Origin of the sequence: Aequorivita echinoideorum (assembly GCF_018476645.1) — a bacterium.
GTDB classification, from domain to species: Bacteria; Bacteroidota; Bacteroidia; order Flavobacteriales; family Flavobacteriaceae; genus Aequorivita; species Aequorivita echinoideorum.
This window is the reverse complement of record NZ_JAHCTB010000004.1, coordinates 355,531-368,196: the sequence shown is the minus strand read 5'-3', so window position 1 is coordinate 368,196 and position 12,666 is coordinate 355,531. Positions and strand designations below refer to the sequence as shown.

The window sequence follows — 12,666 nt, the reverse complement described above, 5'->3', positions numbered from 1 at the left end:
TATAAAGCTATGAGCGAAACAATAAAAGTCCCAACCATGGCCGAATATATGGCGGAAGGCAAGAAGCCTGAAATCTTGTTTTGGGTAGGCTGTGCCGGGAGTTTTGACGATAGAGCAAAAAAAATCACCAAGGCTTTTGTAAAGATTCTTAACAAAGCGAATATCGATTTTGCAGTCTTGGGAACCGAAGAAAGCTGTACGGGCGATCCGGCCAAACGAGCTGGCAACGAGTTTGCCTTTCAAATGCAGGCGATGACAAATATTGAAGTTTTGAATGGTTATGAGGTAAAAAAAATTGTTACTGCCTGTCCGCATTGCTTCAACACCATTAAAAATGAATATCCCGGTCTCGGCGGAAATTATGAGGTGGTGCATCACACGCAATTCCTGAAATCCTTGTTAGAGGGGGGAAGACTACGTGTGGAAGGTGGAAAATTCAAAGGAAAGAGAATAACATTCCATGATCCTTGCTATTTGGGAAGGGCAAATGGGGAGTATGAAGCACCTAGGGATTTGCTTCAAAAACTTGAGGTAGAACTGGTTGAAATGAAACGATGCAAAACCAGAGGACTTTGTTGCGGTGCCGGCGGCGCCCAAATGTTCAAGGAGCCCGAATCCGGAAAAAAGGATGTAAATATTGAAAGAACTGAAGAGGCACTTGAAATTGAACCAAAAATTATAGCAGCCGCGTGTCCATTCTGCAATACAATGATGACAGATGGCGTTAAAGCTAAACACAAGGAAGATGAGGTTCAGGTAATGGACGTTGCCGAAATGATTGCAAATGCAGAAGATTTATAATACATGCTGACAGATTTTAAAAACCTGCCGGATGATTCAAGAATTTGGATCTATCAGGCAAACCGCAAGTTAAGTGATGATGAAGTTGCAAACATCACTCAAGAAACAGAAATATTCTTGGAAAAGTGGACAGCCCACGGTGCCGCACTGGAAGCCGGATTTGAGATAAAGTACAATCGATTTTTAATTATTGGACTTAATCAAGCTAACGCTTCTGCTTCGGGATGTAGTATTGATGCTTCGGTGCACTTCATTCAATCCCTTCAGGAAAAATTCAATGTAGATTTACTGGATAAAATGAATGTCACTTTTTATTCGGGAGATTACATTACGTATAAGCCATTGACAGATTTCAGAAAAATGGCTAAAGATCGCTCGGTCTCAAAAAATACAATTGTTTTCAACAACCTCGTAAATAGCAAAGCAGAATACCTCGAAAATTGGGAAGTACCCGCTAGCGAAAGCTGGCACAGTAGATTTTTGTCATAACATATGAGTAAACTTTTACGTATGAAGAAAAATCTGTTGGGTTGCCTATTGTTTTTGTTGAGTGTTTCTGCTTTTTCCCAAGAAACAAATCCGCTTGTTGTCCGCAAGGATTATCAAAACCAAAAAAAATGGGTGGATAGTATTTATGAAAGTCTTTCACTTGAGGAAAAAGTGGGACAGCTATTTATGGCCGATCTATTTTCAAGCGATCCGCCGGAGAAAATTGAAAAAATAAAGGGGTATATCACCAATAATTATATTGGAGGAGTGATTTTTTCAAAAGGGGGACCATTGCGGCAGGCAAAAATTAATAACGATTTTCAGGCCGCTTCAAAAGTACCTTTGATGATTGGGATGGATGCGGAATGGGGCTTGGCTATGCGGCTGGATTCCACATACGCTTTCCCATGGAATATGACTTTGGGTGCAATTAAGGATAATAAGATTGTAGAAAAAATTGGTAAGCGAATTGGGGAACAGTCCAAAAGGCTTGGAGTCCACATCAATTTTGCTCCTGTTGTGGATATTAATACAAACCCCAAAAATCCCATAATTGGCAACAGAAGTTTTGGTGAAGATCGCGAAAACGTGACTGAAAAAGCGTTGGCATTTATGAAAGGAATGCAGAGTGCCGGAGTCTTGGGCAGCGCCAAACATTTTCCAGGACATGGTGATACCGAAAGCGATAGCCACAAAACGTTGCCAACAGTTGATTTCACTAAAAGCAGACTGGATACCATTGAACTTTACCCTTATAAGAGGTTAATAAAGGGAGGTTTGAACAGCGTAATGGTTGCCCACTTAAATGTGCCTTCGCTTGAGGAACAGTTCAATTTGCCTTCTTCACTTTCCAAAAAAGTAGTGACAGATATCCTAAAAGGCGAATTGGGCTTCAATGGACTTATTTTTACGGATGCCCTCAATATGAAGGGTGCTTCCAATTTTAAATCTCCGGGAGAGATAGATCTCGCTGCATTTCTCGCAGGGAATGATGTACTTCTTATTTCAGAAAATATCCCAAAAGCAGCCCAATTGATCATCAATGCCTACCGTGAAGGCGTTATTACCGAAGCGCGCCTGTCTACTTCGGTGAAAAAAATTCTATATGCCAAGTACAAAGTGGGTCTTAACAATTACAAACCAGTAGATACAGCATTTTTGATTGATGATTTAAATACAGTTAACGATGATGCCTTATCTGAAGAAGCCTTTGATAATGCACTTACGGTAATAAAAAACGATAGGGCAATACTTCCCATAAAAGATCTTCAGAAAAAGAAGATTGCGTATATAAATTTTGGAGATGATAGCGGCGAAACTTTCTTGGCTGAATTACGAAAATATGGTGCAATCGATTGGGTAAAAGAAAATAGTCTTGACGGTTACGTACAAGCTTTAAAAGAATACAATTACGTGATAGTTGGTTTTCATAAATCGAACGAAAACCCTTGGAAACCCTTCAGTTTTTCTGAAAATGAATTGGTCTGGCTTTATGAAATTGCAAGGACAAACACGGTAATTCTTGATGTCTTTGCGCGACCATACGCGATGTTGGATTTAAAAACCACCGCAAATTTTGAAGGAGTGGTTATGTCTTACCAAAACAGTGAGATTTCACAAAAACTCTCCGCCCAACTTATTTTTGGAGCGCGTGAGGCCAAGGGTATTTTGCCGGTTTCTTTGGGTAGGGATTTTCCGTTGCATACCAGTTTTCAAACCAAATCCCTCCGGCGTTTGCAATATGGAACCCCAGAAAGCGTGGGCATGAACAGCCATAAATTGAATAAAATTGACACGCTTGCAATGATGGGCATAAAAGATGGAATGTTTCCCGGAGCGCAGATTTTGGTTGCCAGAAAAGGAAAGGTAATTTACAATAAAACTTTTGGGCATCACGAATACAAGAATTCCATTCCAGTTGCGGATACCAATGTTTACGATGTTGCCTCGCTTACCAAAATTTTAGCGAGCCTTCCGCTTGTAATGGAACTGGTAGATAAGGATCGATTGGATTTAAACACCAAACTTTCTGAAATGCTTCCGGAGTATAAAACTTCAAACAAAGCGAAAATTACTTTAAAAGATATGCTATCGCACTATGCCCGATTTCCGGCGTGGATTCCATTTTATACTAAAACCCTCGAGAAAGGTTCGCTTTCCCCCAAATATTATTCAGATATTCCCGGAAAGGATTTTAATGTACAGGTAGCTGAAAATATCTATATGCGAAGGGATTACCAAGATTCTATCTATAAAATAATTCGTGATAGCGACCTTAACTCAAAATTGGAATATAAATACAGCGATTTACCGTATTATATTTTAAAGCAATATTTTGAGCGGGAATTCCAAAAACCCATGGAAATTGTGGTTCAAGAAAACATTTACGAATCCTTGGGAGCTAATTATACCACATACCAACCTTTGGAAAAATTCTCAAAAGATAATATTCCGCCTACAGAAGTTGACAATATTTTCAGAAAGCAAAAAGTCCACGGTTACGTTCACGACCAAGGTGCCGCGATGATGGGCGGGGTAAGTGGCCACGCAGGTTTGTTCAGTAACAGCAATGATATAGCGAAGATTATGCAGATGTATCTTTGGAAAGGTTTTTACGGAGGAAAACGGTATTTTAAGCCAGAGGTAATGGATGATTTCAACAAATGTTATTTCTGTGGCAAGGGCGTTAGGCGCGGGGTTGGTTTTGATAAGCCCCAATTGGGAACCTCTGGTCCCACTTGTGGTTGCGTCTCTATGGAAAGCTTTGGTCACAGCGGTTTTACCGGTACCTTGGCTTGGGCAGACCCAGAAGAGGAAATTGTGTATGTATTTCTATCGAATAGAACATTCCCGGATGCTGAAAATCGAAAATTGATTCGAAGTGATTTACGAAGCGAAATCCAACAGGCAATTTACGATGCCATTGATTATTGATTTCAGAATTTTTGAAGAACTGAAACTTTGAACTTGAAAATTTTACAATGAAAATAGCAATAGTTTGTTACCCAACCTTCGGCGGAAGCGGGGTTGTGGCCACGGAATTAGGGATTGCACTTGCCGCAAATGGCCACGAGGTACATTTTATTACGTACAAACAGCCTGTAAAGCTTGAGCTTCTTTCGCGTAAGATTTTCTTTCACGAGGTTTCAGTTCCCACGTATCCACTTTTTCATTTTCAGCCTTATGAACTTGCGCTTTCGAGTAAGCTCGTAGATATGGTAAAACTCCACCAAATAGATGTGCTCCACGTACATTATGCCATTCCCCACGCATACGCAGGCTATATGGCCAAAAAAATGTTGGAGGAGGAAAATATTCATATACCTATGGTTACAACCCTTCACGGAACGGATATTACGCTCGTGGGCAACCATCCATTTTACAAACCGGCGGTGACGTTCAGCATTAATAAAAGTGATGTTGTAACCTCTGTTTCAACGAGTTTAAAGGAGGATACATTGCGCTTGTTTGATATTCAAAAAGAAATTCATGTAGTTCCAAATTTTATTGATATTTCCAAATACCACAAACCCTACACAGACTGTCAGCGTGAAATGATGGCCGAAAAGGAGGAGCGAATCATTACACACGTGAGCAATCTTCGGAAAGTGAAGCGCGTGACCGATGTTATTGAAATATTTGATAGAATCCAGAAGAAAATCCCTGCAAAACTAATAGTGGTGGGTGAGGGGCCAGAAAAGGAAAAATGTGAAAAACTTTGCCGGCAGAAAGGCATCCAAAACAAAGTATTGTTTATGGGAAATAGTAGTGAAGTGGATAAAATACTGTGCTTCAGCGATTTGTTTTTGCTTCCTTCAGAAAAAGAGAGTTTTGGTCTTGCTGCGTTAGAAGCTATGGCGAGCGGGGTTCCGGTGATTTCCAGTAACACGGGAGGGCTCTCTGAAGTTAACCAAGAGGGCTTCAGCGGATATTTAAGCGACATTGGAAATGTGGATGAAATGGCCGAAAACGCACTTAAAATTCTATCTGAAGATGAAACTCTGAAGAAATTCAAAAAACAAGCCGTGGAAGCTGCACGGGTCTTTGATACTAAAAAAATTGTTCCGCTGTATGAGAAATTATATTCCCAAGCAATTGATTCACTGAAGGAAAAAATTTAATATCAACCAATTAATTTTATTTAAATAAAAAAAGCCTTGCAATTCTGCAAGGCTTTTCCAATTTGAATTATATGTTTTTAAAATTGATAACGCACCCCAAGGGCAATATCTAAATCTAAATCATCATCGTATCTATCAAACCCAAATTCTGGGCGAATATCCAAAGATATCAATAGCGGGAAATCAAAATTATATTCAATACCTATATCTCCGGCTAGGAAAACGTAAGTTTCGCTGCCGTCAAAATCATTTCCGGGGAAATCAAAATCATTGTCATAGTCTACCTGCGCAATTCCCGCACCCGGACCTGCATACCAGTTAAAACCACCGTCAATGTTCCAAACCCAGTGGTAGAGGCCTGTAAGTTTGTAAGCGTCAAAATCTCTATTGCTGCGCCAGCCTAGATCAAACTCCAAGCGATTGTTATTAGAGCCTACTGCGCGCTGATAACTGATTTCAGTACCAAAACCATCACTATCACCCAATCGCAAACCGATGGCATTTTTCGCAATTTCCTGTGAAAAACCATGAGCGGTAAATCCAGCAATTGCAACTAAAGTCAAAATGAGTTTTTTCATAAAGTTTAAGTTAATTGTTAATGGCGTAAAAATATTACTATTATTGGCCGCTCAGCGTTAAAGGCATACTAACGAATGAAGTGATTTTAAAAAACTTTTGTTAAAGAAATAGATTCGGTTTTTTACATTTACATATTGCTATGGAAAAATTATTGCAACATTTTAAAGGTATTTTTGACGGGGAATTCCACTACGATACATTGCACACAGCGATGTACGCTACGGATGCATCGGTATATCAAAAAATTCCGCTTGCGGTGGCATATCCCAAAACTGAGTATGGCATTAAACAATTAATCCATTTTGCTTCAGAAAATAAAACATCACTTATTCCACGAACTGCGGGCACTTCGTTGGCTGGCCAATGTGTGGGCGAAGGTATAGTGGTGGATGTTTCAAAATATTTCACCAAAATTATTTCGCTCGATAAAAAACAAATGACCGTTACGGTGCAGCCGGGTGTAATTCGGGACGACCTCAACAGATTTTTGCGGAAATATAATCTATTTTTTGGCCCGAATACATCAACTTCAAATAGATGTATGATTGGTGGAATGGTAGGCAATAATAGCAGCGGCACCACGTCTATACAACATGGCGTAACGCGCGATAAGGTTCTAAAGTTGAAAACCTTGCTATCAAATGGTGAAGAAGTACTTTTCGAGCCACTTTCAAAAGAAGATTTTTTAAATAAAATGGAATTGAATTCTTTGGAAGGAAAAATCTATAAAAATCTTTTTGCTGAATTATCTTCTGAAGAAATTCGAAAAGAAATTTGGAAAGAATTCCCCAAACCTGAAATTCACAGGAGAAATACCGGATATGCGGTTGATGCCTTACTGGATAATTCCGTTTTTGCCGATAGTGAAATGCAGATAAATTTGTGTTCACTCCTCTGCGGAAGCGAGGGCACGCTTGCTTTTACCACCGAAATTACACTCCAACTCGATCCGTTGCCACCCAATTTTTCTGCAGTTGTTGCCGCACATTATGAAAATCTGGAAAACTGCCTAAACGATGTTATTGTGGCAATGCAGCACAATCTTCATACTTGCGAAATGATGGACGATGTGATCTTGGATTGTACCAAAAAGAACAAGACCTACGAGCCGTACCGCTTTTTTGTAGAGGGAAACCCCAAAGCCCTATTATTGCTGGAATTGAAAAGCCACAGCGAAGCGGATCTTCAAAAACAGATTGATGCGCTATTGAATTCCCTGGAAATTTCAGGCTTAAGTTACAGCAAACCTGTTCTCAGAGGAGAAGAAATTGAAATGTCGCTGGAATTGCGCAAGGCTGGGCTTGGTCTTTTAGGCAATATGGTGGGCGATAAAAAGGCAGTGGCTTGCATTGAGGATACTGCGGTTGCGCTGGACGATTTGCCCAATTACATCAAGGAATTTTCTGCATTGATGGCGCGTTTTGACCAAAAGGCGGTCTATTATGCCCACGCCGGAGCCGGAGAACTTCATTTGCGACCTATCTTAAATTTGAAGGAGAAAGAAGGTGTGGAATATTTCAGAAAAATTACCACGGAAGTTGCCAAACTTTGCAAGAAATACGGAGGATCTTTTTCTGGCGAACACGGCGACGGGATTGTGCGCGCTGAATTTATACCGATGCTCATCGGCGAAAAAAACTATTCACTTTTAAAGCGAATCAAAAACACCTTTGATCCCGAAAACATCTTTAATCCTGGGAAAATCGTGGATGCTTTTAAAATGGATCAATCCCTGCGGTACGAAGCCGGCCGAAAAGAACCGGAAATAAATACCATATTCGATTTTTCCGATTCTGAGGGGATTCTTCGCCTAGCTGAAAAATGCAATGGCAGTGGCGATTGCCGGAAACCGCCAGAAGCGCTTGGCGCGATGTGTCCAAGTTATCACGCCACGAAAAATGAAAAAGACACCACGCGCGGCAGGGCAAATGCGCTGCGCGAAGTTCTTACCAATAATGAGGAGACAAATAAATTTAATTCTCAGCAACTGAAAAATGTTTTTGATTTGTGCATTAGTTGCAAAGCCTGCGCCAGCGAATGCCCAAGCAATGTAGATATGAGTACTGCCAAAGCTGAGTTTTTATATCAATATAATAGAACTAATGGGGTTTCAATGGCTGATACAATTTTTGCAAAAAGCACAAAATTAAACAAGTATACTTCCAAATTTCCGAAGCTTACCAATGCATTTTATAGGAATTCTATTTCTTCAAAAATTATAAAAAACATAGGGAATGTACATCCCAAAAGATCGCTTCCCAAGATTTCGAGTAAGAGTTTTGATAAATTGATTCAAAATAATAATTATCAATTAGTTGAAAAAAATAAGAATCAACAAAAAGTGATGCTATTTGTTGATGAATTCAGTAATTATTTGGAAGCAGAAATTGCCGCCGATGCCTTTGTGCTTTTATCTAAATTAGGCTATAATATTGAAGTCATAACACATTTGGACAGTGGCCGAGCACTAATCTCAAAAGGTTTTTTGGAGGAAGCAAAGTGGGAAGCCGATAACAATATAGCATATTTAAAGGAGAAAATTTCAGAAAAAGTACCGCTTTTGGGCATTGAACCTTCGGCTATACTTTCGTTTCGGGATGAATATTTACGATTGGCAACCGATAGAAAATCTGCAGAAGAAATTTCAAAAAATACTTTTCTGATAGAGGAATTTCTTGCTTCGGAAATTAAAAAAGGCGTAATTACCGCGTCCCAGTTCACTTCCAAAGAAAAAACCATTAAAATCCATTCCCATTGCCATCAAAAATCATTGAGTAACCAAAAAGTGACTTTTGATATTTTGAACCTTCCCAGAAACTACACGCCCACCATCATTCCATCAGGTTGCTGCGGGATGGCGGGGAGTTTTGGGTATGAAAAGCAACATTACGAGGTAAGTATGAAAATTGGCGAACTCAAACTTTTTCCAACAATCCGAAAATCGGGTGCCACTGCCATTATCGCCGCAAATGGGACGAGCTGCAGGCACCAGATAAAAGATGGAACCGGGCGCGAAGCCTTGCATCCGGTAACTATTTTGCGAAATGCCTTACGTTAGGGTAGGACCTTAAACGTGCGCATAGCTGCAATCATATCCTTCATATCAACTTCCTCGATGGCAACTTCCTTTTCTTGGGTAACCAGCAAATGCTTGCGCTCTTGGTAGGAGTAGAGCGTCCACTGCTCATCGTGATATTCCAACGCGGTAAGATTTTCAATCCAATCGCCGCTGTTTAAATAGGTGCACGAGCCTTTGCCATTATTTACTTTGCGGATGCAAGGCTGGTGAATGTGGCCACAAACCACATAGTCAAAATCATTATCGATAGCCAAATCTGTTGCGGTTTTTTCAAAATTATCTATAAATTTTACGGCGCTTTTTACGCTGTTCTTTATTTTTTTGGATAGCGAATATTTTTCGCGTCCCATTTTTACCAAAAAATAATTGATAAGCCTGTTCAAAAGAATCAACAAATCGTAACCCCAGCCACCTAACTTTGCAATCCATTTGGCGTGCTGGATGGAGGCATCAAAAACATCACCGTGAAAAAACCACGCTTTTTTTCCATCCAAATGAAGCACAAGCTTATCTATAATCTGAAAATTGCCCATAGCCGTCCCGCTAAATTTGCGAAGGTTTTCATCGTGGTTTCCGGTTATGTAATAGACCTTTGTACCTTTTGCGGCGAGGGCGAGGATTTTTTTAATGACCAAAAAATGGGATTTTGGGAAATAGCTTTTTCTGAATTGCCAAATATCGATTATATCGCCATTCAGCACCAGATTTCTGGGTTTTACTGAATTTAAATATTTAAGGACTTCCTTTGCGTGGCAACCGTACGTTCCCAAATGTATGTCTGAAATTACAACAACTTCAACCTTTCTTCCCAAGTTTGTTCGTTTTGCTTCAAAAATCAATAAAATTGGTTTAATTGACTTTACGCCAATGTTATAGAATTTCGGAAAAAATGTTATTTCTGCAAATAATTGTTTCGGCAATATTAAGGCAGCGGTTTATTTTAAAATTTCGGCGCAATCATTTACATTTGTTGAAAACGCACTAATGGCAGGCAATTCCTTCGGAAAAATTTTTAAACTTACCACATTCGGTGAATCCCACGGGCCGGCCATTGGCGGAATACTTGAGGGCTGCCCGGCAGGATTGCAACTAGATTTTGAAGCAATAAATGCAGAAATGCAACGCCGAAAACCCGGCCAATCCAAAATTGTTACACAGCGAAAGGAAGCAGATGAAGTAACCTTTCTTTCAGGCATTTTTGAAGGAAAAACTACCGGAACGCCCATTGGCTTCACTATAGAAAATATAAACCAAAAAAGTGCCGATTATAATCATATAAAAAATATTTACCGCCCCTCACACGCCGACTTTACCTACGATAAAAAGTATGGAGTGCGTGATTATCGTGGTGGGGGACGCTCTTCCGCGCGTGAGACCGCCTGCCGTGTTGTGGGCGGCGCCATCGCAAAACAATTGTTGAAAGATGTAAAAATCACGGCCTATGTTTCAGCCGTGGGAGCTATAGAATTGAAGAAACATTTTTCTGAATTGGATTTTTCAGAAATAGAAAAAAATCCCGTTCGGTGCGCCGATGCCGAGACGGCTTCAAAAATGGAAAAATTCATCAAGGAAATACGAAAAGAGGGCGATACCGTAGGTGGAAAAATAACATGCGTAATTGAAAATGTACCGATTGGGTTGGGCGAACCCGTTTTTGACAAACTGCACGCAGCGCTGGGCATGGCGATGCTTTCCATTAATGCGGTGAAAGGTTTTGAATATGGAAGCGGTTTTGCCGGCACCAAAATGAAGGGCAGCGAGCACAACGATATTTTTAATGAAGATGGAAGCACAAAAACCAACCACAGCGGCGGAATTCAGGGCGGAATAAGTAATGGCGAAACCATATATTTTAATGTTGCCTTTAAACCCGTTGCTACAATTATGCAGAAACAAGAAACCATAGACAGTGCAGGAAAAAAAGCCGAAGCAGAAGGGAAAGGAAGACATGACCCGTGCGTAGTGCCGCGTGCCGTGCCGATTGTTGAAGCTATGGCCGCGCTGGTTTTAGCGGACTATTGGTTGATAGGTAAGGTTTCAAAATTCTAAATCACAAATTTCAAATTTAAATTCTCAAATCTCAAATCTCAATTCTCAAATCTAAAACCTAAAATCTAAAATCTAAAAATGAAAAAACTTGCACTTCACTGGAAAATAATTATCGGTTTGATTTTGGGGATTGTATGGGCCATACTTTCCAGCCAGCTGGGTTGGAGTGAGTTCACCATTAATTGGATTGCGCCCTTTGGAACCATTTTTATCAATCTGCTGAAATTGATTGCCGTTCCGCTGGTTTTGGTTTCCATTATTAGTGGCGTGGCAAATATTGGTGATCCGTCCAGCTTGGGAAGAATGGGAGGGAAGACCCTTGGCGCGTATTTGCTTACCACGCTGTTTGCGGTTGGATTGGGATTGGTCTTGGTAAATGTGATAAAACCAGGAAAACTGGTGGACGAGCAAAGCCGAATCGATAACCGGATAAGTTACGAGGTTTGGGCCGCCGCTGAGGGCTACCAAATTAAGGATGGCATTAATTATTTGCAGGAACCTGAATTTTTTGAGCGCGCACAGCGAATTACCGATCTTTCCAAAGGGGAATTGAAGGATGCCTCAGTCTCAGAGAAGATGAAGACTGCAGAACAGACCCGGGAAGCCACGCCGCTACAACCCCTTGTAGATATGGTGCCGGAGAATTTCTTCTATTCGCTTTCAGATAATGGGCTGATGTTGCAGATCATCTTTTTTGGGCTGTTTTTTGGGGTCTGCCTCTTGTTTATCCCCAATGAAAAATCACATCCTGTCACCGTTTTTATGGATAGTGTGATGGAGGTTTTTCTAAAAATGGTAGACTTGGTTATGCAGGCCGCACCCTTCTTTGTGTTCGCTCTATTGGCGGGCGTTGTTAGCAAAATGGCGGGAGACGACATTGGCAAGGTGTACGAAATTTTTAAAGGATTGAGCTGGTATTCGCTTACCGTATTTTTGGGGTTGATGCTGATGATCTTTATTATTTATCCCTTGATTTTAAAATTGTTCGTGAGAAAAATACCGTATCTGGGATTCTTTAAGGCGATGAGCCCCGCACAGACACTCGCATTTTCTACCTCGAGTAGTGCCGCCACGCTCCCGGTAACTATGGAATGTGTGGAGGAAAATCTGGGCGTGGATAAAAAGATTACCAGTTTTGTACTGCCCATAGGCGCTACCGTGAATATGGACGGAACGTGTTTATACCAGGCCGTTGCCGTGGTGTTTTTGGCACAATTGCATATGATAGATTTAACCCTGGGCCAGCAACTTACCATTGTACTTACGGCCACGCTGGCATCCATTGGTTCTGCGGCGGTACCCAGCGCGGGCTTGGTGATGCTTATTATTGTACTGGAATCTGTTGGGTTAAACCCGGCTTGGATTGCCATTATTTTTCCTGTGGATAGAATACTGGATATGTTTAGAACGGTAGTAAACGTAACGGGAGATGCCACGGTATCTACCATCATTGCCAATGGCGAAGGGATGCTACGCTATAATGAAAAGGAAGATCCCTCGGAGACTTTTGGGGTGGAGTCTTAGGGTTGTTTAATATTTATTTGTTGT

9 protein-coding genes are annotated in these 12,666 nt (G+C 40.8%); 7 read left to right on the top strand and 2 right to left on the bottom strand.

The annotated features are described in order from the left end of the window. The first annotated feature begins 9 nt into the window (after nucleotides 1-9). The 4 genes from KIV10_RS11010 to bshA are packed head-to-tail and all read left to right on the top strand — an operon-like array spanning nucleotide 10 to nucleotide 5,411. A complete protein-coding gene (locus KIV10_RS11010) occupies nucleotides 10-801 on the top strand; it encodes a (Fe-S)-binding protein (RefSeq protein WP_214113611.1) in 792 nt (263 codons plus the stop codon). Nucleotides 802-804: 3 nt separating this feature from the next. Then, nucleotides 805-1,290: an ABC transporter ATPase gene (locus KIV10_RS11005; RefSeq protein WP_214113609.1), complete on the top strand. Its 486-nt coding sequence runs from the start codon at nucleotides 805-807 to the stop codon at nucleotides 1,288-1,290. 3 nt (nucleotides 1,291-1,293) lie between these two features. Then, nucleotides 1,294-4,224 (top strand): glycoside hydrolase family 3 N-terminal domain-containing protein, encoded by a 2,931-nt coding sequence (locus KIV10_RS11000; protein ID WP_246516272.1) that lies wholly within the window; start codon nucleotides 1,294-1,296, stop codon nucleotides 4,222-4,224. 47 nt (nucleotides 4,225-4,271) lie between these two features. After that, the gene (gene bshA / locus KIV10_RS10995) at nucleotides 4,272-5,411 is read left to right on the top strand and encodes an N-acetyl-alpha-D-glucosaminyl L-malate synthase BshA (protein ID WP_214113607.1); all 1,140 of its coding nucleotides are present in this window, start codon (nucleotides 4,272-4,274) and stop codon (nucleotides 5,409-5,411) included. A 77-nt stretch (nucleotides 5,412-5,488) separates the two neighbouring features. Here the strand turns inward: bshA and KIV10_RS10990 are convergent, their stop codons facing one another. Further along, complete coding sequence (locus KIV10_RS10990) at nucleotides 5,489-5,989, bottom strand: hypothetical protein (RefSeq protein WP_214113605.1); 501 nt, start codon at nucleotides 5,987-5,989, stop codon at nucleotides 5,489-5,491. A gap of 140 nt (nucleotides 5,990-6,129) precedes the next feature. Here KIV10_RS10990 and KIV10_RS10985 point away from each other — a divergent pair, with 140 nt between their 5' ends. Continuing rightward, entirely contained in the window at nucleotides 6,130-9,048 is a 2,919-nt protein-coding gene (locus KIV10_RS10985) for an FAD-binding and (Fe-S)-binding domain-containing protein (protein ID WP_214113603.1), read from the top strand. On the opposite strand, the gene KIV10_RS10980 is transcribed toward KIV10_RS10985, so the two are convergent. After that, nucleotides 9,045-9,881 carry a UDP-2,3-diacylglucosamine diphosphatase gene (locus KIV10_RS10980; RefSeq protein ID WP_214113822.1) on the bottom strand — a complete coding sequence of 279 codons (837 nt, stop codon included), beginning with the start codon at nucleotides 9,879-9,881 and terminating at the stop codon, nucleotides 9,045-9,047. The genes KIV10_RS10985 and KIV10_RS10980 overlap by 4 nt on opposite strands. Nucleotides 9,882-10,053: 172 nt before the next feature. Here KIV10_RS10980 and aroC point away from each other — a divergent pair, with 172 nt between their 5' ends. Together aroC and KIV10_RS10970 are read left to right on the top strand one after the other, a co-directional pair. Continuing rightward, nucleotides 10,054-11,118, top strand: a complete 1,065-nt coding sequence (aroC, locus tag KIV10_RS10975; RefSeq protein ID WP_214113601.1) for a chorismate synthase — start codon at nucleotides 10,054-10,056, stop codon at nucleotides 11,116-11,118. A gap of 78 nt (nucleotides 11,119-11,196) precedes the next feature. Next, complete coding sequence (locus tag KIV10_RS10970; RefSeq protein WP_214113599.1) at nucleotides 11,197-12,642, top strand: dicarboxylate/amino acid:cation symporter; 1,446 nt, start codon at nucleotides 11,197-11,199, stop codon at nucleotides 12,640-12,642. The last annotated feature ends 24 nt before the right edge of the window (nucleotides 12,643-12,666 follow it).

Coding starts and splice junctions, on each gene's coding strand:
- KIV10_RS11010 (WP_214113611.1), top strand. CDS start 10: ATGAGCGAAACAATAAAAGTCCCAACCATGGCCGAATATATGGCGGAA.
- KIV10_RS11005 (WP_214113609.1), top strand. CDS start 805: ATGCTGACAGATTTTAAAAACCTGCCGGATGATTCAAGAATTTGGATC.
- KIV10_RS11000 (WP_246516272.1), top strand. CDS start 1,294: ATGAGTAAACTTTTACGTATGAAGAAAAATCTGTTGGGTTGCCTATTG.
- bshA (WP_214113607.1), top strand. CDS start 4,272: ATGAAAATAGCAATAGTTTGTTACCCAACCTTCGGCGGAAGCGGGGTT.
- KIV10_RS10990 (WP_214113605.1), bottom strand. CDS start 5,989: ATGAAAAAACTCATTTTGACTTTAGTTGCAATTGCTGGATTTACCGCT.
- KIV10_RS10985 (WP_214113603.1), top strand. CDS start 6,130: ATGGAAAAATTATTGCAACATTTTAAAGGTATTTTTGACGGGGAATTC.
- aroC (WP_214113601.1), top strand. CDS start 10,054: ATGGCAGGCAATTCCTTCGGAAAAATTTTTAAACTTACCACATTCGGT.
- KIV10_RS10970 (WP_214113599.1), top strand. CDS start 11,197: ATGAAAAAACTTGCACTTCACTGGAAAATAATTATCGGTTTGATTTTG.